At 70.0% G+C, this 19,149-nt stretch carries 20 protein-coding genes; 8 read left to right on the forward strand and 12 right to left on the reverse strand.

Annotated features, from left to right (window positions below; genetic code table 11):
* Positions 1–124: 124 nt before the first annotated feature.
* The 8 genes from ACZ4WS_RS28785 to ACZ4WS_RS28820 all read right to left on the reverse strand — a co-directional run bounded on the left by ACZ4WS_RS28785 (position 125) and on the right by ACZ4WS_RS28820 (position 6,674).
* Positions 125–463: a metal-sulfur cluster assembly factor gene (locus tag ACZ4WS_RS28785; protein WP_362030635.1), complete on the reverse strand. Its 339-nt coding sequence runs from the start codon at positions 461–463 to the stop codon at positions 125–127.
* Complete coding sequence (gene sufU / locus ACZ4WS_RS28790; RefSeq protein WP_467984857.1) at positions 460–924, reverse strand: Fe-S cluster assembly sulfur transfer protein SufU; 465 nt, start codon at positions 922–924, stop codon at positions 460–462. Before sufU ends, ACZ4WS_RS28785 begins: the two co-directional genes overlap by 4 nt.
* Positions 925–939: 15 nt before the next feature.
* Positions 940–2,196 (reverse strand): cysteine desulfurase, encoded by a 1,257-nt coding sequence (locus tag ACZ4WS_RS28795; protein WP_467984859.1) that lies wholly within the window; start codon positions 2,194–2,196, stop codon positions 940–942.
* Positions 2,193–2,957, reverse strand: a complete 765-nt coding sequence (gene sufC, locus ACZ4WS_RS28800; RefSeq protein ID WP_467984861.1) for a Fe-S cluster assembly ATPase SufC — start codon at positions 2,955–2,957, stop codon at positions 2,193–2,195. Before sufC ends, ACZ4WS_RS28795 begins: the two co-directional genes overlap by 4 nt.
* Positions 2,958–2,964: 7 nt before the next feature.
* Entirely contained in the window at positions 2,965–3,288 is a 324-nt protein-coding gene (locus ACZ4WS_RS28805) for a non-heme iron oxygenase ferredoxin subunit (protein ID WP_390645540.1), read from the reverse strand.
* Positions 3,288–4,469 (reverse strand): Fe-S cluster assembly protein SufD, encoded by a 1,182-nt coding sequence (gene sufD / locus ACZ4WS_RS28810; protein WP_467984863.1) that lies wholly within the window; start codon positions 4,467–4,469, stop codon positions 3,288–3,290. The genes ACZ4WS_RS28805 and sufD overlap by 1 nt, the downstream gene beginning before the upstream one ends.
* Positions 4,470–4,530: 61 nt before the next feature.
* Positions 4,531–5,955, reverse strand: coding sequence for a Fe-S cluster assembly protein SufB (gene sufB, locus ACZ4WS_RS28815; protein ID WP_467984864.1), 1,425 nt, complete (start codon positions 5,953–5,955; stop codon positions 4,531–4,533).
* Positions 5,952–6,674, reverse strand: coding sequence for a helix-turn-helix transcriptional regulator (locus ACZ4WS_RS28820; protein ID WP_467984866.1), 723 nt, complete (start codon positions 6,672–6,674; stop codon positions 5,952–5,954). The genes sufB and ACZ4WS_RS28820 overlap by 4 nt, the downstream gene beginning before the upstream one ends.
* A gap of 161 nt (positions 6,675–6,835) precedes the next feature.
* Here ACZ4WS_RS28820 and ACZ4WS_RS28825 point away from each other — a divergent pair, with 161 nt between their 5' ends.
* The 3 genes from ACZ4WS_RS28825 to ACZ4WS_RS28835 are packed head-to-tail and all read left to right on the forward strand — an operon-like array spanning position 6,836 to position 9,374.
* On the forward strand, positions 6,836–7,672 hold the full coding sequence (locus tag ACZ4WS_RS28825; protein WP_467984868.1) for an AAC(3) family N-acetyltransferase: 837 nt from the start codon (positions 6,836–6,838) through the stop codon (positions 7,670–7,672).
* An 11-nt stretch (positions 7,673–7,683) separates the two neighbouring features.
* Positions 7,684–8,607 (forward strand): ABC transporter ATP-binding protein, encoded by a 924-nt coding sequence (locus ACZ4WS_RS28830; RefSeq protein WP_467984870.1) that lies wholly within the window; start codon positions 7,684–7,686, stop codon positions 8,605–8,607.
* A 50-nt stretch (positions 8,608–8,657) separates the two neighbouring features.
* On the forward strand, positions 8,658–9,374 hold the full coding sequence (locus tag ACZ4WS_RS28835; protein ID WP_467985000.1) for an ABC transporter permease: 717 nt from the start codon (positions 8,658–8,660) through the stop codon (positions 9,372–9,374).
* 7 nt (positions 9,375–9,381) lie between these two features.
* Here the strand turns inward: ACZ4WS_RS28835 and ACZ4WS_RS28840 are convergent, their stop codons facing one another.
* Together ACZ4WS_RS28840 and ACZ4WS_RS28845 are read right to left on the reverse strand one after the other, a co-directional pair.
* Entirely contained in the window at positions 9,382–10,731 is a 1,350-nt protein-coding gene (locus ACZ4WS_RS28840; protein WP_467984872.1) for an MFS transporter, read from the reverse strand.
* Between the two features lie 293 nt (positions 10,732–11,024).
* Positions 11,025–11,786, reverse strand: coding sequence for an IclR family transcriptional regulator (locus ACZ4WS_RS28845; RefSeq protein ID WP_467984875.1), 762 nt, complete (start codon positions 11,784–11,786; stop codon positions 11,025–11,027).
* 59 nt (positions 11,787–11,845) lie between these two features.
* Here ACZ4WS_RS28845 and ACZ4WS_RS28850 point away from each other — a divergent pair, with 59 nt between their 5' ends.
* The 5 genes from ACZ4WS_RS28850 to ACZ4WS_RS28870 all read left to right on the forward strand — a co-directional run bounded on the left by ACZ4WS_RS28850 (position 11,846) and on the right by ACZ4WS_RS28870 (position 16,985).
* Positions 11,846–12,955, forward strand: a complete 1,110-nt coding sequence (locus tag ACZ4WS_RS28850) for a cupin domain-containing protein (RefSeq protein ID WP_467984877.1) — start codon at positions 11,846–11,848, stop codon at positions 12,953–12,955.
* Positions 12,952–13,788 carry a fumarylacetoacetate hydrolase family protein gene (locus ACZ4WS_RS28855; RefSeq protein ID WP_467984879.1) on the forward strand — a complete coding sequence of 279 codons (837 nt, stop codon included), beginning with the start codon at positions 12,952–12,954 and terminating at the stop codon, positions 13,786–13,788. Before ACZ4WS_RS28850 ends, ACZ4WS_RS28855 begins: the two co-directional genes overlap by 4 nt.
* Positions 13,781–14,638 carry a maleylpyruvate isomerase family mycothiol-dependent enzyme gene (locus tag ACZ4WS_RS28860; protein WP_467984881.1) on the forward strand — a complete coding sequence of 286 codons (858 nt, stop codon included), beginning with the start codon at positions 13,781–13,783 and terminating at the stop codon, positions 14,636–14,638. The genes ACZ4WS_RS28855 and ACZ4WS_RS28860 overlap by 8 nt, the downstream gene beginning before the upstream one ends.
* A 57-nt stretch (positions 14,639–14,695) precedes the next feature.
* The gene (locus tag ACZ4WS_RS28865; protein WP_467984883.1) at positions 14,696–15,865 is read left to right on the forward strand and encodes an FAD-dependent oxidoreductase; all 1,170 of its coding nucleotides are present in this window, start codon (positions 14,696–14,698) and stop codon (positions 15,863–15,865) included.
* Positions 15,866–15,977: 112 nt separating this feature from the next.
* Positions 15,978–16,985 carry a COX15/CtaA family protein gene (locus ACZ4WS_RS28870; protein ID WP_467984885.1) on the forward strand — a complete coding sequence of 336 codons (1,008 nt, stop codon included), beginning with the start codon at positions 15,978–15,980 and terminating at the stop codon, positions 16,983–16,985.
* Positions 16,986–17,001: 16 nt separating this feature from the next.
* On the opposite strand, the gene ACZ4WS_RS28875 is transcribed toward ACZ4WS_RS28870, so the two are convergent.
* Positions 17,002–17,766 (reverse strand): nucleotidyltransferase domain-containing protein, encoded by a 765-nt coding sequence (locus ACZ4WS_RS28875; RefSeq protein WP_467984888.1) that lies wholly within the window; start codon positions 17,764–17,766, stop codon positions 17,002–17,004.
* A 42-nt stretch (positions 17,767–17,808) separates the two neighbouring features.
* Positions 17,809–18,915, reverse strand: coding sequence for an amidohydrolase family protein (locus tag ACZ4WS_RS28880; RefSeq protein WP_467984890.1), 1,107 nt, complete (start codon positions 18,913–18,915; stop codon positions 17,809–17,811).
* Positions 18,916–19,149: the final 234 nt, after the last annotated feature.

Raw genomic sequence — 19,149 nt, forward strand, 5'->3', positions numbered from 1 at the left:
AATACGACGAGCCCCCCCCCCCCCCCCCCCCCCCCCCCCCCCCCCCTCCCCCCACACCCCCCCCCCCCCCCCCCCCCCCCCCGCTTCGACCGACGTATGACGGAATCTCAGACGTTATGGCATCTCAGACGTTGAAGCCGAGCGCCCGAAGCTGCTCGCGTCCGTCGTCCGTGATCTTGTCCGGGCCCCACGGCGGCATCCAGACCCAGTTGATGCGAAGCTCGTTGACGAGGCCGTCCGTGGCGGACTTGGCCTGGTCCTCGATGACGTCGGTGAGCGGACAGGCCGCGGACGTCAGGGTCATGTCGATCGTCGCGATGTTCGCGTCGTCGATGTGAATGCCGTAGATGAGGCCGAGGTTGACGACGTCGATGCCCAGTTCGGGGTCGACGACGTCGTACAGCGCCTCGCGGACTTCCTCTTCCGAGGCCGGCTTCGTCGTCAGGGTCTCGTTCTCGCTCATGCCGTCTTCCTCTCGGCGCCGTCGCCCAGGGCCTGGGCGGTCGCGTCCTTCCACGCCATCCAGCTCAGGAGAGCGCACTTCACCCGGGCCGGGTACTTGGAGACACCGGCGAACGCGACCGCGTCCTCCAGCACCTCCTCCATCGCGTCGTCGGGCTCGATCCGGCCCTTGGACTGCATCAGCTCCAGGAAGGTCTCCTGGATCTTCTGCGCCTCGGGCAGGTCCTTGCCGACCAGGAGCTCGTTCAGCACGGAGGCCGAGGCCTGGCTGATCGAGCAGCCCTGGCCCTCGTACGAGACGTCGGCGATCCGCTCGCCGTCGTACTTCACGCGCAGCGTGATCTCGTCGCCGCACGTCGGGTTGACGTGGTGCACCTCGGCATCGCCATCCCGCAAGCCCCGCCCGTGCGGGTGCTTGTAGTGGTCCAGGATGACTTCCTGGTACATCGAATCAAGCTTCACGTCTCAGCCAGCCCCTCAGCCGAAGAAGTTCCGGACGTGCTCCAAGCCGTCGACCAACGCGTCGATCTCGGCCGGCGTGGAGTACAGATAGAACGACGCTCGCGTGGTCGCAGGAATTCCGTACCGCAGGCAGACCGGGCGGGCGCAGTGGTGACCGACCCGGACCGCGATGCCCTGCTCGTCCAGAACCTGGCCCACGTCGTGCGGGTGGATGTCACCGAGCGTGAACGAGATCGCCGCGCCGCGGTCCTCGGCCGTCGTGGGGCCGATGATCCGCAGGTCGGGGACCTCCGCGAGCCGCTTCACCGCGTACTCGGTGAGCGCGTGCTCGTGGGCGAGGATCTTGTCCATGCCGATCGCGGAGAGATAGTCGATCGCCGCGCCCAGACCGACCGCCTGCGCGATCGGCGGGGTGCCCGCCTCGAACTTGTGGGGCGCCGGGGCGTACGTCGACGAGTGCATCGACACGGTCTCGATCATCTCGCCGCCGCCGAGGAACGGCGGCAGGTCCTCGAGAAGCTCCTGGCGGCCCCAGAGGATGCCGATGCCCGTCGGGCCGCACATCTTGTGGCCGGTGAAGGCCACGAAGTCGGCCTGGAGGGCCTGGACGTCGAGGGGCATGTGAGGTGCCGCCTGCGAGGCATCGATCAGGACCAGGGCGCCGACTTCCTGAGCGCGGCGCACTATCGCCTCGACCGGGTTCACGGTGCCCAGGATGTTCGACACCAGCACGAAGGAGACGATCTTCGTCTTCTCGGTGATGATCTCGTTGATGTTGGAGAGGTCGAGACGGCCGTCGTCCGTCAGGCCGAACCACTTCAGCTTCGCGCCCGTGCGCTGCGACAGCAGCTGCCACGGGACGATGTTGGAGTGGTGCTCCATCTCCGTGATGACGATCTCGGTCTCGTGGTCGACCCGGTAGGGCTCGTCGGCCCAGCCGAGCATGTTGGCCACGAGGTTGAGCGACTCGGAGGCGTTCTTGGTGAAGATCACCTCGTCGCGGCTCGGCGCGTTGATGAACGCGGCGACCTTGTCGCGCGCGCCCTCGTACAGCGCCGTGGCCTCCTCGGCGAGCACATGCACACCGCGGTGGACGTTGGCGTTGTAGCGCTCGTAGTACTCGTTGAGTGCGTCCAGTACCTGGCGCGGCTTCTGCGAAGTCGCCGCGTTGTCCAGGTACACGAGCTTCTTACCGTCGTGGACCTGGCGGTCCAGGATGGGGAAGTCCTTGCGGATCGCCTCGGTGTCGAGGAGGCCCGGCAGCTGTGTCACGCGGATGCGCCACCCTTCGTGTAAGCCTCGTAACCCTCGTTCTCCAGCTTGTCGGCGAGCTCGGCGCCGCCGGACTCGACGATCCGACCGGCCGAGAAGACGTGGACGAAGTCGGGCTTGATGTAGCGCAGGATGCGCGTGTAGTGGGTGATCAGCATGGTGCCGACCTCGCCGGTCTCGCGGACGCGGTTGACGCCCTCGGAGACGATGCGCAGGGCGTCGACGTCCAGGCCGGAGTCGGTCTCGTCGAGGATCGCGATCTTCGGCTTGAGCAGCTCCAGCTGAAGGATCTCGTGGCGCTTCTTCTCACCGCCGGAGAAGCCCTCGTTCACGTTGCGCTCGGCGAAGGAGGGGTCCATGGAGAGGCGCTCCATGGTCTCCTTGACCTCCTTGACCCAGGTACGCAGCTTGGGGGCCTCGCCGCGGATCGCCGTGGCGGACGTACGCAGGAAGTTGGAGACCGAGACGCCGGGGACCTCGACCGGGTACTGCATCGCCAGGAACAGGCCCGCGCGGGCGCGCTCGTCGACGGACATCTCCAGGACGTCCTCGCCGTCGAGGGTGACGGTGCCGCCGGTGATCGTGTACTTCGGGTGGCCCGCGAGGGAGTAGGCGAGGGTCGACTTGCCGGAGCCGTTGGGGCCCATGATGGCGTGCGTCTCGCCCTGCTTCACGGTCAGGTCGACGCCCTTGAGGATCTCCTTCGTGGCGTTGTCGGCCTCGACGGTGACGTGCAGGTCGTGGATTTCAAGCGTTGCCATGGGTTCCTCAGGACTCCTGGGTGAGGGAGACGAGTACGTCGTCTCCTTCGATCTTTACGGGGTAAACGGGGACGGGGCGCGTCGCGGGAAGGCCGGACGGCTTGCCGGTGCGGAGGTCGAAGCTGGAGCCGTGCAGCCAGCACTCGATCTGACAGTCCTCCACCTCGCCCTCGGAGAGCGAGACGTTCGCGTGCGAGCAGATGTCGTGGATCGCGAACACCTCCCCCTCGGTCTTCACGACCGAGACGGGCGTGCCGTCGAGTTCCACCCGCTTCGGGGTGTCCTCCTCCAGCTCGCTCAGCCCACAGGCGCGTACGAAGGTAGTGGTCATCAGACCGACGCCTCCAGCTCCTCGTCGATCTTCACGAGGAGGCGCTCTTCGATGTCGTCGACGCCGATCTGCTGGACCAGCTCGGCGAAGAAGCCGCGGACCACCAGACGGCGGGCCTCGTCGGCAGGGATGCCGCGGGCCATCAGGTAGAAGAGCTGCTCGTCGTCGAAGCGGCCGGTCGCGGAGGCGTGTCCGGCGCCGACGATCTCGCCGGTCTCGATCTCCAGGTTCGGCACGGAGTCGACGCGGGCGCCGTCGGTCAGAACCAGGTTGCGGTTCATCTCGTACGTGTCCGTGCCCTCGGCCTTGGCCTCGATGAGGACGTCACCGATCCACACCGCGTGGGCGCCCTCGCCCTGGAGCGCGCCCTTGTAGGCGACGTTCGACTTGCAGTGCGGGGTGTTGTGGTCGACGAGGAGGCGGTGCTCCTGGTGCTGGCCCGCGTCCGTGAAGTACAGACCGAAGAGCTCGGCCTCGCCGCCGGTGCCGGCGTAGGCGACGCGCGGGTGGAGGCGTACCAGGTCGCCGCCGAAGGTGACCACGAACGACTTGAAGGTGGCGTCCCGGCCGATCAGCGCGTTGTGCTGGCCCACGTGGACGGCCTTGTCGTCCCAGTCCTGGACGGAGACGACGGTGAGCTTGGCGCCGTCGCCCAGGATGTAGTCGACGTTGGCGGCGAGCACGGCGTCACCGGTGTGGTCGATGACGACGACGGCCTCGGCGAAGGCTCCCAGCTCGACGACCTGGTGACCGTAGGCGACCCCGCCCTCGCCGTGCACGGCGATGCGGATCGGCTCGGTGAGCACCGTCTCCTTGGGGACGGTGACGACACCGGCCTTCTCGAACGCCGAGTACGCCTGGGCGGCGACGCGGTCCACCGGGGTGCCGGCCTTGCCCAGCCGGGCGTCGTCACGGCCGACGGTCTCGACGATGACACCCTCGGGCGCCTCGATGTCGACCTTCACGCCGTCGCCGGTGGCGACCGCGGTGCCGTCGTGCAGCCCGCGCAGGCGCTCCAGCGGGGTGAACCGCCACTCCTCCTCACGGCCGTGGGGGACCGGGAAGTCCGCCACGTCGAAGGACGGGGGCGCGCTCATGCGCGTGGCGACGGTCGACTCGGCGGCCACCGCGATCTGTCCGGCGGTGGTGGACCCCACCGGGATGTTCTGAGCCTCAGCCATGGCTGTCGGTCTGCTCTCTTTCCTGCGTCAGAATTCGCTAGCTGCTTACGGAAGACCGGTCTTAACCGACCGAGCCTTCCATCTGCAGCTCGATCAGCCGGTTGAGTTCAAGCGCGTACTCCATGGGCAGCTCCTTGGCGATCGGCTCGACGAAGCCGCGCACGATCATCGCCATCGCCTCGAACTCGGTCAGACCGCGGCTCATCAGGTAGAAGAGCTGGTCCTCGGAGACCTTAGAGACGGTCGCCTCGTGGCCCATGGACACGTCGTCCTCGCGGACGTCGACGTACGGGTACGTGTCGGAGCGGGAGATGGTGTCGACGAGCAGCGCGTCACAGAGCACGTTCGACTTGGAGCCGTGGGCGCCCTCGCCGATCTCGACGAGACCGCGGTAGGACGTACGGCCGCCGCCACGCGCCACGGACTTCGACACGATGTTCGACGAGGTGTTCGGCGCCATGTGGACCATCTTGGAGCCGGCGTCCTGGTGCTGGCCCTCGCCCGCGAAGGCGATGGAGAGGGTCTCGCCCTTGGCGTGCTCGCCCATCAGGTAGACGGCCGGGTACTTCATGGTGACCTTGGAGCCGATGTTGCCGTCGATCCACTCCATGGTCGCGCCCTCGTACGCCACGGCGCGCTTGGTGACCAGGTTGTAGACGTTGTTCGACCAGTTCTGGATGGTCGTGTAGCGGCAGCGGGCGCCCTTCTTCACGATGATCTCGACGACCGCGGAGTGCAGGGAGTCCGACTTGTAGATCGGGGCCGTACAACCCTCGACGTAGTGGACGTAGGCGTCCTCGTCGACGATGATCAGCGTCCGCTCGAACTGGCCCATGTTCTCCGTGTTGATGCGGAAGTAGGCCTGGAGCGGGATCTCGACGTGCACACCCTTCGGCACGTAGATGAACGAGCCACCGGACCACACGGCGGTGTTCAGCGACGCGAACTTGTTGTCACCGACCGGGATGACCGTGCCGAAGTACTCCTTGAAGAGCTCCGGGTGCTCCTTCAGGGCGGTGTCGGTGTCGAGGAAGATGACGCCCTGCTCCTCCAGGTCCTCACGGATCTGGTGGTAGACGACCTCGGACTCGTACTGGGCCGCGACACCGGCGACGAGGCGCTGCTTCTCCGCCTCCGGGATGCCGAGCTTGTCGTACGTGTTCTTGATGTCCTCGGGCAGGTCCTCCCAGGACTCCGCCTGCTTCTCCGTGGAGCGCACGAAGTACTTGATGTTGTCGAAGTCGATGCCCGACAGGTCCGAGCCCCAGTTCGGCATGGGCTTCTTCTCGAAGAGGCGCAGGCCCTTGAGGCGGAGCTTGGTCATCCACTCCGGCTCGGACTTCTTCTGGGAGATGTCGCGGACGACGTCCTCGTTGATGCCGCGCTTGGCAGAGGCACCGGCCACGTCGGAGTCGGCCCAGCCGTATTCGTACGTACCCAGACCCTCGAGCTCAGGGTGGGCAGTCTCCTCGATGGGGAGCGTCATGCGGGGTTCCTCCCGGCGGTGCTTGCAGATGCGTTATGGGTGGTCTTGGAAATCTTTGGGATGAACGTGGTGCAGACACCGTCGCCGTGGGCGATGGTGGCCAGCCGCTGGACATGTGTGCCGAGGAGCTGGGAGAAGATTTCGGTCTCCGCCTCGCACAGCTGCGGGAACTGCTCGGCGACATGGGCGACCGGGCAGTGGTGCTGGCAGAGCTGCTCGCCGACCGGTGCGCTACGCGCCGTAGCAGCGTACCCGTCCACGCTCAAGGCCTTGGCCAGCGCTTCGGTGCGCTCCTCGGGGGCGGCGGCCTCTATGGCCTTGCGGTACGCGTCGGCCTGGGCGGCGATCCTGGCGCGGGCGAAGGCGACGACGGCCTCTTCCCCGCCCTCGCGCTCCGCGATCCAGCGCAGGGCATCCGCGGCGAGCTTGTCGTAGGACTGGTCGAAGGCGTCCCGGCCGCAGTCGGTCAGGGCGAACACCTTGGCGGGACGGCCGCGCGTACGCGCTCCGTAGACCCGCTGCTCACGTGCTTCCACGACGTCGTCGGCGACGAGTGTGTCGAGATGACGGCGTACGGCGGCCGGGGTCAGTCCCAGACGTCCCGCGAGGTCGGTGACGGTCGAGGGGCCGTGGTCCAGGATGGACCGCGCGACCCGGTTGCGGGTGGACCGCTCCCCGGTCGCGAGTTCCTCCTGCGGAGCCTCGCCAACGTTTTTCACAACGCCATTGTTGCGTAATTCCTCAGAGCCTGACAAGCCGCGTCCTGAGGGGTGGACGGTGCCGTGCATCACTTAGGTATACCTAAGGTGACCTGCGGAAACGATCTTTGATCGATCAATTCGGTGGCGGCCCGGCGGGCCCTCGGGGAAACTGCCGAACCATGCCGACACCCCCTCCGACCGGCCCACTCGTCACTCGGGACACGGTCGCCGCACACCTTCTCTCGCTGGGCATACGCCCGGGAGAAACGCTTCTCGTGCACTCCTCTCTCAGCTCCCTCGGCTGGGTCAACGGCGGCCCGGTCGCCGTCGTCCAGGGACTGCTCGACGCACTCGGTCCCGAAGGCACTCTGGTGGTCCCCACCCAGTCCGGCGACCTCTCCGACCCGGCCCTGTGGAGCAACCCGCCCGTACCCGAGGAGTGGTGGTCGACCATTCGGGCGACGATGCCCGCGTACGACCCGCGTGTGACGCCCTCCCGCGGGGTCGGCGTGATCCCGGAGACCGTACGGAACTGGCCCGGCGCCCTGCGCAGCGCGCATCCGGAGACCTCGTTCGCGGCGCTCGGCACGCGCGCGGCGGCGATCACCGAGGGGCACGCGCCCGACTGCCGCCTGGGCGATCGCAGCCCGCTGGCCCGCCTGGAGTCCGACGGCGCCCGGGTCCTGCTGCTCGGCGCGGGCTACGACACCTGTACGAGTTTCCATCTGGCCGAATACCGCATCCCGTCGCCCGTCGTGGAGGTAGGGCGCCCCTCCCCGACGGGCTGGGAAGTGGTCCGGGAGGTGTCGATCACCTCCGACATGTTCGAGGAGCTGGGCTCCGACTTCGAACGGGACCGTCCCGTCGTGCGGGGCAAGGTGGGCGCGGCCGACGCCAGGCTCTTCCCCGTGGCCGACGCGGTGGCGTACGCGGAGCAGTGGCTGACGCTGCACCGGCCACGGGACCTGTACGTGGATGCGGGACCCGCCGCCCCTGAGCCGCGACGGCGTCCTTAGACTTGCGCCTCATGCGAAGCGAGCCCGTGGTCCAGGTCCAGGCCCTGGTGAAGCGGTACGGCACAAAGACCGCGGTGGACGGCCTCGACCTGGTGGCCAAGGCGGGCATCACCGCCGTACTGGGCCCCAACGGGGCAGGCAAGACGACCACGGTCGAGACCTGCGAGGGGTACCGGAAGCCGGACTCCGGCACGGTGCGCGTCCTGGGCCTCGACCCGGTCCGTGAGGCCTCCGCGCTGCGCCCCCGTATCGGCGTGATGCTCCAGTCCGGAGGTGTCTACTCGGGCGCGCGGGCGGACGAAATGCTGCGCCACGTGGCGAAACTCCACGCCCACCCGCTGGACGTGGACGCGCTCATCGAACGGCTCGGCCTCGACAGCTGCGGCCGTACGACGTACCGCCGGCTGTCGGGCGGCCAGCAGCAGCGCCTCGCCCTGGCGATGGCCGTGGTCGGCCGTCCCGAACTGGTCTTCCTCGACGAGCCGACCGCGGGCCTCGACCCGCAGGCCCGCCGCGCCACCTGGGACCTGGTCCGTGACCTGCGCTCCGACGGCGTCTCCGTCATCCTCACCACGCACTACATGGACGAGGCCGAGCAGCTCGCCGACGACGTCGCGATCATCGACGCGGGCCGGGTCATCGCCCAGGGTTCCCCCGAGGAGCTGTGCCGCGGGGGCGCCGAGAACACCCTCCGGTTCACCGGTCGCCCGGGGCTCGACGTGGGTTCCCTGCTGAAGGCCCTCCCGGCGGACTGCACGGCGGCCGAGCTGACGCCGGGCGCGTACCGGGTGGGCGGCAAGGTCGACCCACAGCTGCTGGCGACCGTCGCGTCCTGGTGCGCACAGCACGGGGTGATGCCGGAGAAGATCTCCGTCGAGCGCCACACCCTCGAAGACGTGTTTTTGGAGCTGACCGGCAAGGAGCTGCGTTCGTGACCACCGCCGGTACGTACACCCCGAAGCCGGGGGCGGCCCCACTGCCCCGCATGATCGGCACGCAGGCCGCACTCGAGACGAAGATGCTGCTCCGCAACGGCGAGCAGCTCCTCCTCACGGTCGTCATCCCGACGCTCCTGCTGGTCCTGTTCAGCGCGGTGGACATCGTCGACACGGGCAAGGGCAAGGCGGTCGACTTCCTGACGCCGGGCATCCTCGCGCTCGCCGTGATGTCGACGGCGTTCACGGGCCAGGCCATCGCCACGGGCTTCGAGCGGCGCTACGGCGTCCTGAAACGACTCGCCGCCTCACCGCTCCCCCGCTGGGGCCTGATGACCGCGAAGACGGCGTCCGTGCTGGTCACGGAGATCCTTCAGGTCATCCTGCTGACGGTGATCGCCTTCGCGCTGGGCTGGTCGCCGCACGGCAACCCGCTGGCCGTCCTGCTTCTGCTGATCCTCGGCACGGCCGCCTTCTCGGGCCTCGGCCTGCTGATGGCCGGCACCCTCAAGGCGGAGGCGACACTGGCCGCCGCCAACCTGGTCTTCCTGCTGCTCCTGGTCGGCGGCGGTGTCATCGTCCCGATGGACAAGTTCCCCTCCGGCGCCCAGGACGTCCTCGGCCTGCTGCCGATCTCGGCGCTCTCCGACGGGCTGCGGGACGTCCTCCAGCACGGGGCCGGGATGCCGTGGGGGGATCTGGGGATCCTGGCGGTGTGGGCGGTCGTGGGGCTCGGGGCTGCGGGCAAGTTCTTTCGCTGGGAGTGAGCCCCGGCTACCGGGTGACTCCGGCCTTCCGAGACGCGGGAATCGCCAGCAGCGCCCCGGCGCACACCAGCGCCGCTCCGGCGAACACGTAGAACACCGTGGTCGGTCCCAGTGATGCCTGCAGGATCCAGCCGCCGAGCAGCGGGGCGAGGATCGCACCACCGCGGCCGAAGCCGGAGACGCAGCCCAGGGCTGTGGCGCGGGCCGTGGCCGGGTAGCTGGACGCCACCCAGTCGTTGAGCATCGTCAGCGCCGACTGGGCGCCGACTCCGGCGAGGGCGGTGGCGCCGAGGACCACGGTCGTGTTTCCGCCCTGGGAGAGACCCAGGACGGCGAGCGCCGCGAGGACCGCACTGGTGGCAGCGACCGAACGCGGGCCGATCCGGTCGGCGAGGGCGGCCAGGGCGAACGAGCCGATCACCGCACCCAGGTTGAGCACGAGCGTGAAGCGCAGCGCCGAGCCCAACGGGTAGTCCATCTCGCGCATCAGCTGGGTCAGCCAGGTGTTCAGGCCGTACCACGCGAGCAGCACCGCGAAGTTGGCGAGAGTGAAGAGGGCGGTGCGGCGGGCGTACGGGCCGGAAAGCACGGTGAAGGCCGGGTGGCGCGCAGCGGATCGGGTACTCGGCGGGCTCGGCTCGTCCCCGGCCGGGTGCGGGCTCCGCTCGTCCCCGGGGCTCTGCGGGCTCCGCGCGCTCGCGGAGTTCTGCGGGCTCTGCGGGCTTCGCGGTCGGGAATCAGGCAGCAGGACGTACGCGGCGCCGACCACCACCGCCGACAGCGCGGAACCGGTGCCGAACAGGCCGCGCCAGTCCAGCAGCCCACCCCACTGGGTAGCGGTGAGCGCGGCAAGCACCCCGCCGATCGGGATGCCCGCCAGCACGGCGGTCGCCACCATGGCCGAGCGGCCACGAGGCGCGTACTCCTTGCTGAGCGCCACGCAGGACGGCATCACACCCCCCATGCCGACGCCCGCGAGCAGCCTGAAGAGACCGAACTGCCAGGGCTGGGCGGCGAGTGCGCACGCCACGGTGAACACGGTGAAGCCCGCGCCGGAGACGAGGACGAGGCGGCGCCTGCCGAGCCGGTCGGCGAGCGGGCCACAGACCAGGGCGCCGATGAGCATGCCCGCGTAGGCGAGGCTGCCGAGGGTTCCGGCAGAGGACTTGTCGAGCCTGAGGGAGCCGTCGGCCAGCATCGCGGGCAGGGCGACGCCGTAGACGATGAGGTCGAATCCCTCGACGGTGATCGCCGCGGTGCACAGGGCGACGACCGCCCAGGTCAGGGCTCGGGTGCGAGCGTCGGAGGGATGAGAGCCGGGGGTTTGGGCGTCGAGGGCTTGGGCGTCGATGGTCACGCGGCCACGTCCTGTCATGGGGAGACGGGGAGAGCCCGCCAAGACCGCGGTCCACGGACGCCGGTGTCCCTCCGGCGCCACCGTGAGCGGCCTGTCGGTGCCCGCCATGGAAGCGGCTGTGTTACGCAGAGGGCAATGGAATGTCGCCCTAATTCCGCTCTGCGGTACAACGGGCTCGTGTCCTTGCGCTGACGCCGTGCGCTCCTATGATGCCGGGGCCGGGGCGGACGACCTGAACGTCGCGCCTTTGCCCACTCGCCCCCAGAACACCGCGATTCCTCCGCCCCACTCGCTCAGAACGCCGCCTCCATGCGACGTACCGCCTCCTTCAGCACTGGCGCCGCCTCCTCGAGATGTGCTCGGGTGAAGCGCAGTGACGGGGCCGAAACAGTCATCGCGGCGACCGCGCGGCCGCCCGGTTCGCGGACCGCGGCGCCCACCGCGGAGACCCCGCGCTCGGTGTCGCCGATGTTGATCCCGTAGCCGCGGCGGCGGATGGCGGCGAGTCGCCGGTGCAGTGCCTCAGGGTCGACGTCGCCCCGAGGACCGTAGATCTCCACGAGGTCGGACACGCTCAGGTCGGCGAGCAGCACCTTGCCACCGGAGGCGAGATGGGCGGGCAGGGCGGCGCCCGCGCGACTGCCGACCCGCAGCGCGTGCGTGCCCTCGATGCTGTGCAGAAAGCGCGCCTCGGTCCCGGCCAGGACCACGAGGTGCACGGTCTCGCCGAGCCGCTCGTTGAGCCAGAGCATGTGCGGCCGGGCCGTCTCCACGAGTTCGTAGTCGGAGCGCTGCGACATGCCGAGCCGGTAGAGCGCGGGGCCCGGGCGGTACGCCTTGTCGGCGCCCTGCACCGCGAAGCCGCGGCCGCGCAGTGTGGCGAGCAGCCGATGGGCGGTGGAACGGGCGACACCGAGATGGTCGGCCGCGTCGCTCAGCCGCACGCGCCCCTGTTTGTGGAGCAGGAGCAGCAGAGCGAGGGCGTTGTCGACCGATTCCAGGCCGTGGGCGTACGGCGCCGCGCCGGCCGGGCTCTTCCCACTGGAATTCTTCACAGAGGAATTCTAACGTCCTTTATGTTCCGCAGAGGAAAACTGCTCGTAATCTCCGAGACATGGCCACAGAACGCGAAGCGGCCGCTGAGCCGCACGATGACGACCCTCGACTCTCCGAGCTGTACAAGGAGTTCGACTCACTCGGGCTGATCCCGCTGTGGACCGAGCGGGAGGATCTGATGCCTTTGCACCCGCGCCCGGCGGCGGTTCCCCACCGCTGGCGCTGGTCCGAGCTGTACGCGGCCGCGGTACGGGCGGGCGACCTGGTGCCGGTCGGCCGGGGCGGCGAACGCCGCGCGATCTCCCTCTCCAACCCCGGGCTGCACGGCCTGCCGCACGCGACGCCCACCCTGTGGGCCGCGATCCAGTACCTGGGCCCGAACGAGGTGGCCCCCGTGCACCGGCACTCGCAGAACGCGTTCCGGTTCGTGCTGGAGGGCGAGGGCGTGTGGACGATCGTGGACGGCGACCCCGTCGCCATGCGCCGCGGCGACCTGCTGCTCACCCCCGGCTGGGCCTGGCACGGCCACCACAACACCACCGACCGGCCCATGGCCTGGCTGGACGGGCTCGACATCCCGCTGTCCTCGGCGCTGAACACCGAGTTCTTCCAGTTCGGCCCGGACACGCTCGACGACCGGTCCACACCGGAGCGTTCCTGTGCCGAGCGGCTGTGGGGCCACCCGGGACTGCGCCCGCTGTCCGCCCTCGCCGACACCCCCAAGTCCCCGCTCGCCGCGTACCGCTGGGAGTACACCGACGCCGCGCTCGCCGGTCAGCTGGAGCTGGAGGCCGAGGGCCGCGAAGGCGTCACCACGCACCCGGGGCACGCGGCCGTCCGCTTCTCCAACCCGACCACGGGCGCCGACGCACTGCCCACCATCCGTACGGAAATGCACCGGCTGCGCGCCGGAGCCATTGTCCCCGCCTCGCGCGAGGTCGCCTCATCCGTGTGGCAGGTCTTCGACGGCGCGGGCGCGTTCGTGGTGGACGGCGAGCGCCTCGAGGTCTCCCACGGCGACCTGGTCACCGTCCCGTCCTGGGCGGAGGTGTCGATCGAGGCCCTTGGTCAGCTCGACCTCTTCCGCTTCAGTGACGCCCCCGTCATCGAGAAGCTCCACTTCCACACCCTGCCGACCGAGGTCGCCGAAAGGACCACTGACCGATGAAGCTCGCCACCATCCGCACCGCCGGTACCACCGCCGCAGTACGCCTCGACGGAGACACCGCGGTCGAGACGGGCCACCGCGACCTGGGTGCGCTGCTCGCCCACGCGGACTGGAAGCGGATCGCCGCCGCGGCCGACGGCACCGCGCACACCGTCGCCGACCTCGACTACGCGCCCGTCGTCCCCAACCCCGGAAAGATCGTCTGCGTCGGCCTCAACTACCGCAACCACATCCTGGAGATGGGTCGCGAACTCCCGCAGTACCCGACGCTGTTCGCCAAGTACCCCGAGGCCCTGGTCGGGCCGTACGACGAGATCACGCTGCCCGCCGCCTCCGACGCGGTCGACTGGGAGGCCGAACTGGCCGTCGTGATCGGCACGGCCGTACGGCACGCCGACCGTGAGACCGCGGCCGCCGCCATCGCGGGCTACTCCGTCCTCAACGATGTGACGGCCCGCGACTGGCAGTACCGCTCCCCGATGTGGCTGCAGGGCAAGACCTTCGAGGCGACGACACCGTTCGGGCCCCTGCTGGTCACCCCGGACGAGGCAGACCCCGCCGCCGGGCTCGCGCTGGCCGGCGCGGTCGACGGCGAGACCGTGCAGCAGGCCGACACCTCCGACCTGGTCTTCGACGCGGCGACCCTCGTCTCGTACATCTCGACGATCCTTACGCTGAAGCCGGGTGATGTGATCGCCACGGGAACGCCGGGCGGCGTTGGCCACGCCCGTAAGCCGCAGCGCTACCTCGCCGACGGCCAGGTCCTCACGACCTCCGTGGCGGGCATCGGGGAGCTGCGGAATCTCTGCCGCGCGGAGAAGAAGGATGGCTGAGCACACGTCCCCGAGGACGGCCCGCCGCAGTCCCAACAGAACCCTCGACCGCGCTCTGGACTGGATGCGCGAGGGCTCCGCGGCGCTGAGCAAGCGTCTCGACGAGCTCGGTGACGCGGCGGCCGAAGGTCCCTCCCTGCTGCCCGGCTGGTCCCGCGCCCATGTGCTGACGCACCTCGCGCGCAACGCGGACGCCCTGGTCAATCTGCTGATCTGGGCCCGTACCGGCGTCGAGACCCCGATGTACCCGAACCCCGAGTCACGGCTCGACGACATCGAGCGCGGGGCGCTGCGCCCGCCGGGCGCGGTGCTCGCGGATGTGCGGGAGGCCGGCGCCCGGCTGCTCGCCGCCGTCGACGCGCTGCCCGTCGAGGCGTGGTCCGCGACAGTACGCAGCGCACTCGGCCGGACCATCCCGGCGAGCGAGGTGCCGTGGATGCGGACCCGGGAGGTCTGGGTGCATCTGGTGGACCTGGGCGCGGGCGACGACACCGACGCGTTCCCGCCAGACCTCGTCGACGCGCTGCTCGCCGAGGTGTCGGCGACGGTCGGCACCAAGGAGGGCTGCCCGGCGCTGCTGCTGCGACCCACCGACCGGAACGATGTCGCGGACATCGACCGGAACGATGTCGCGGACACCGACCCGAACGGTGCCGCGGACATCGACGGAAGCGGCGCGGCGGAAACGGACCGGGACGGTGTCACGTACCGGCTCGGGCCGCAGGATGCCGCCCCCGAGAGCGTCGAGGCGCCCGCCGCGAGCCTGTGCGCCTGGCTGCTCGGCCGGGACACCGACGCCGCCCGTGCCGCACGGGCCGCCACACAGGCCGTACTCCCCCGCTGGCTCTGACCGGCGAGACAGTTTCCCCGCCGGCTACGGCCGGCGCCCCTTGCAAAGGAGCAAGAAATGAGCCGCGACGCACTGATCGTCATCGGCGGCGGCATCGGCGGCGTGGCCACGGCCCTCGCGGCCCGCCGCGCCGGATGCGAGGTGACCCTGCTGGAGCAGGCGTCCGCCTTCACCGAGGTCGGGGCAGGCCTGCAGATGGCCCCCAACGCCACCCGTGTCCTGCGTCGACTCGGCGTCCTCGACCAGGTGGTCGACGCCGGTGTCCGACCCGAGCACCTCGTCTTCCACAACGCCGTCGACGGCCGGGAGCTGACCCGGGTTCGCCTCGACACCGCGTACGAGGAGCGCTTCGGCGGCCCGTACGTCGTGGTGCACCGCAGCGACCTCCTCGACATCCTGGTACGCGCGGCAGCCGACGCGGGCGTCGAGCTGCTCACCGGCCGACGGGTCGAGGACGTCGAGCAGCAGCCCGGCTCCGTGACGGTCCGCACGGCCGACGGCGCCACCTTCGACGGCGGCGCGGTCGTCGCCGCGGACGGTCTGCACTCGCGGACCCGGTCGCTGTTCAGCGACGACGAACCGGTCCAGTCGGGCTATGTGGCCTACCGCGGCACGATCCCCATCGAGGATGTCCAGGGCGGCGAGAACCTGCGGGACGTCCTGGTCTGGATGGGCCCCAAGCTGCACCTGGTGCAGTACCCGCTGCGCTCCGGCGCCCTCTACAACCAGGTCGCCGTCTTCCGCAGCCCCGGTTTCGACCGCGGGGAGGAGAAGTGGGGCGGCCCCGAGGAGATGGAGCAGGTCTTCGCCGCGGCCTGCGAGCCGGTACGCCGGGCGCTGCCCGGCCTTGGCCGGCAGCGCTGGTGGCCGATGGCGGACCGCGAGCCGATCTCCTGCTGGACCAAGGACCGGCTCGCGCTGCTCGGCGACGCGGCGCACCCCATGCTCCAGTACCTGGCACAGGGTGCATGCCAGGCCCTGGAGGACGCGACGACGCTGGCCGACGCGCTCACCCGGCGTCCCTCGGCGGACTGGCCGTCGGCCCTGGAGGAGTACGCGGCCGTCCGCGCCCCCCGGACGGCGCGGGTGCAGTCGACCGCCCGGATCTGGGGTGAGATGTGGCACGTCGAGGGCGTCGCCGCCCTGCTGCGCGACGAGGTCTTCAAGGCCCACGCGGAGGACGACCTCGGCCCGGCGGAGTGGCTGTGGGGCTCCCGAGCAGCATGAACACGCGTGCCCGTGGGGCCGGGCCGGCCCCACGGGCATGTGACGAAACGGCGGAAGCCATCTTTCCGGACATGCCCACCCGCGTGAATTCATGCACAAGCACCGCCCTAGCATGGTGCCCGTGCCAAACGTGACCCGAGCCGACGCCCTTAGCGCGGTGCGCAACCCGCTCGCCTTCATCGCCGAACGCTGGACCCCGACACCCCGGACGGTGCAGCGCGCGGCCCTCGCCGCGCTCGTCATGGCGGTGGTCATCGTGGTCACCGGCGGCGCCGTACGGCTGACCGGCTCGGGCCTCGGCTGCCCGACCTGGCCCAAGTGCACCGACGACTCACTCACCACCACGAGCGCGATGGGCTTCCACGGAGTCATCGAGTTCGGCAACCGCATGCTGACGTACGTGCTGTGCGCGGCGGTCGGCTGGGCGATCATCGCCGCGCGCTCGCAGAAGCCGTGGCGGCGGGGCCTCACCCGGCTGGGCTGGGCGCAGTTCTGGATCGTCATGAGCAACGCGATCCTCGGCGGCATCGTCGTCCTGGTCGGCCTCAACCCCTACACGGTCGCCGCCCACTTCCTGCTCTCCACGGCGCTCATCACCGTCGCGACGCTCATGTGGCAGCGCACTCGCGAGGGTGACGCCGCACCGCGTCCGCTGGTCGGCAAGTCGGTGCAGCAGCTGGTGTGGTTCCTGGTCGCCGCCGCCGTCGTGCTGATCGCGGTCGGCACGGTCGTCACCGGTGCCGGCCCGCACGCGGGCGACTCCAGCGAGGTCAACCGGATCCCCATCAGCTGGGAGACGGTCGCCAAGCTGCACGCCGTGCTGGCCTGGATCGTGGTGACGCTGACCTTCGCCCTGTGGTTCGTCCTCAAGGCCGTCGACGCCCCCAAGGGCCCCCTGGACCGCACCCGCGACCTGTTCCTCATCCTCCTCTCCCAGGGCGTCATCGGCTACGTCCAGTACTTCACGGACCTCCCCGAGGCCCTGGTCGGCCTCCACATGTTCGGCTCCTGCCTGGTGTGGATCGGCGTACTGCGCGTCCTGCTGGCGCTGCGCGAACGCCCGGACGTCGTGGCGGATCTGCCGGGTCCTGCGACGGAATCGACGCTCACGCGCGCGTGAGGGTCACAATCGACGCTCACGCGCGCGTGCGGGGTTCGTACGTCGCCACGAGGTCGTCGATCGCGGGGCCCAGGTAGCTCCTGGTCAGCTCTGCCCGGCGCGGCAGCCAGTCGTCGGCGTACGGTGCCGGATCCCCGTACCGCCTTCGCCGGATGTCCTCGACCACGTCGACGGGTGCGCCGAGGTCCGGCAGCAGTTCCAGGGCCTCCCGCTTGGAGATCAGGCGGCCATCCCGCAAAGTGACCGTGGCCCGTGCGAACGTGATCGTGGCCAGGTCGACCCACCCGTCCTGCTTCCAGAGCCGCGCCTTGTCCAACGCCGGCCGCCAGAACTCCTTCTGATCCCGTACGACGAAGGCATGAAGCTCGCGGTCTGTCAGCGGAGGCAGCAGATCCCCGGGCGGTTTGCCGTGCAGGACGAGCCCGAAGTCGTGCAGTTCGCGTCGGGTGACCGGGGTGACCGGCCGTCTCATCAGCCGGTTGTGGGCCCAGGTGACGTACGACCGCTCGGCGCCGGCCATCGTGCCGGGGGTCAGGTAGCTGCAGTGCAGCTGCCTGGCGAGCGGCTCGTCGGCGCGCAGCCGTCGGTGCAGTCCGACCACACGACACACGGTCGCGAGCGACACCGGGCCCTCCAGAACCGCGAGCAGGTCGAGGTCGCTGCGGCCTTCCTGGTAGTCGCCCCCGGCGAGCGAGCCGTGCGCCCAAACCGCGACCGGGGCCAGGGCGCGCAGATCGGTGAGGAAACGATCGAGCAGCTGAGCGGTGGCGTCGTCGGTCATCCGCACAGTCTGAAGCCGACGGGTTCTTCGGTGAAGGGGGGCTCACTCCACCCCGTACACCCGCCGCGCGTTCCCGGTCGCGATGAGCCCCGCCACCCGCTGCGCGTCGGCCAGCGACCAGGCCCCCTCGGCGACCCACGTGCCGAGCACCCGTGAGAGCGCCTCACGGAAGAGATGTGCCCCGACCACATGAAGTTCGGGCAGCCCATGTGCCCCGCTGGAGAAGAGCAGCTTGCCGAAGGGCGCCAGCTCCAGAATCTCGGAGAGCACCGCCGCCGCCCGCGCCCCCGTACGGACCAGCGCGGCGCCCAGGTCGGCGTACACATGTGGGAAGACCCCGGCGAGATGGGCCACGTGCCGGTGGTACGGGTAGCCGTGCAGGAGGACGAGGTCGGTGCCGAGCCCGGCCGTGGCGCGGGCGAATTCGGTGAGCAGGACGGGGTCGGTGCGGTCGATGCGCAGACCGGGTTCGCCGAATCCGGCGTGCAGCTGGAGGGGCAGGCCCGAGGCCACCGCGATCCACAGCAGGTGTCTGAGCAGGACGGGATCGCTCAGGGCCCCTCCCACCCGGCGGCCCGCGAGCCACCGCCCGGCCGCACCCCGCACCTCCCCCGGCCCGGGCGGCTCGGGCGCCAGCGCCAGACCGTGCCGTACGCCCGCCACGGACGTGAAGGCCACGGCGTTCGCGGCGGCTCCGTGAACCGACTCGGCGAGATTGGCGAGAAAGGACTCGACCGTGCCGGAGGTGTCCGCGACCTGTTCGGCCAGCAGCTCCAGGCGGACGATCTCGTGCGCCTGGGCAGCGCCCGCGGAGGCCATTTCACCGGGCCCGGTCAGATCACCGGGCAGTCCGGTGTCGACGAGATACGTCGTGATGCCGCTGCCGCGCAGCAGCCTGCGACCCGATTCCAGTACGCCGAGTTCCCGACGCCGGGCGAGATAGCGGGCGGGCGGACAGTGCGGCTCCAAACCGAGCAGCGGCGGGCACCAGCGGCGCACGGCGAAACCGGTCTGGGTGTCGAAGAACGTGGTGCCGGGGGCGGGTGGGCCCTCGGTCCTGGCGAGGTGGGCCTCGAAGGTGCCGAGGCCCAGCTCCGTCCTCAGTACGCCGTGGCAGTACTGATCCACCAGGGACGGCGTTTCGATCATCCGGACTCCCCGCGACTGGACCGTGCCTTCTCAGGTCCTAACGGGTGAACCGGGCGTCGGGTGTTGGTTGCGCACACCCCGTACGAACAACCGACGGTTGTCGGTCGACTGACAGCTGACAGATAACAGCTGACGACTGACGGATGACAGCCGACAGATAGCAGCTGACAACTGACGGATGACAGCCGACAGATAGCAGCTGACAACTGACGGATATCAGCTGACGGATAACAG

It is taken from the genome of Streptomyces sp. NPDC029292 (assembly GCF_055569295.1).

Coding starts and splice junctions, on each gene's coding strand:
- ACZ4WS_RS28785 (WP_362030635.1), bottom strand. CDS start 463: ATGAGCGAGAACGAGACCCTGACGACGAAGCCGGCCTCGGAAGAGGAA.
- sufC (WP_467984861.1), bottom strand. CDS start 2,957: ATGGCAACGCTTGAAATCCACGACCTGCACGTCACCGTCGAGGCCGAC.
- ACZ4WS_RS28805 (WP_390645540.1), bottom strand. CDS start 3,288: ATGACCACTACCTTCGTACGCGCCTGTGGGCTGAGCGAGCTGGAGGAG.
- sufD (WP_467984863.1), bottom strand. CDS start 4,469: ATGGCTGAGGCTCAGAACATCCCGGTGGGGTCCACCACCGCCGGACAG.
- sufB (WP_467984864.1), bottom strand. CDS start 5,955: ATGACGCTCCCCATCGAGGAGACTGCCCACCCTGAGCTCGAGGGTCTG.
- ACZ4WS_RS28825 (WP_467984868.1), top strand. CDS start 6,836: ATGCCGACACCCCCTCCGACCGGCCCACTCGTCACTCGGGACACGGTC.
- ACZ4WS_RS28830 (WP_467984870.1), top strand. CDS start 7,684: ATGCGAAGCGAGCCCGTGGTCCAGGTCCAGGCCCTGGTGAAGCGGTAC.
- ACZ4WS_RS28835 (WP_467985000.1), top strand. CDS start 8,658: ATGATCGGCACGCAGGCCGCACTCGAGACGAAGATGCTGCTCCGCAAC.
- ACZ4WS_RS28850 (WP_467984877.1), top strand. CDS start 11,846: ATGGCCACAGAACGCGAAGCGGCCGCTGAGCCGCACGATGACGACCCT.
- ACZ4WS_RS28855 (WP_467984879.1), top strand. CDS start 12,952: ATGAAGCTCGCCACCATCCGCACCGCCGGTACCACCGCCGCAGTACGC.
- ACZ4WS_RS28860 (WP_467984881.1), top strand. CDS start 13,781: ATGGCTGAGCACACGTCCCCGAGGACGGCCCGCCGCAGTCCCAACAGA.
- ACZ4WS_RS28865 (WP_467984883.1), top strand. CDS start 14,696: ATGAGCCGCGACGCACTGATCGTCATCGGCGGCGGCATCGGCGGCGTG.
- ACZ4WS_RS28870 (WP_467984885.1), top strand. CDS start 15,978: ATGGTGCCCGTGCCAAACGTGACCCGAGCCGACGCCCTTAGCGCGGTG.
- ACZ4WS_RS28875 (WP_467984888.1), bottom strand. CDS start 17,766: ATGACCGACGACGCCACCGCTCAGCTGCTCGATCGTTTCCTCACCGAT.
- ACZ4WS_RS28880 (WP_467984890.1), bottom strand. CDS start 18,915: ATGATCGAAACGCCGTCCCTGGTGGATCAGTACTGCCACGGCGTACTG.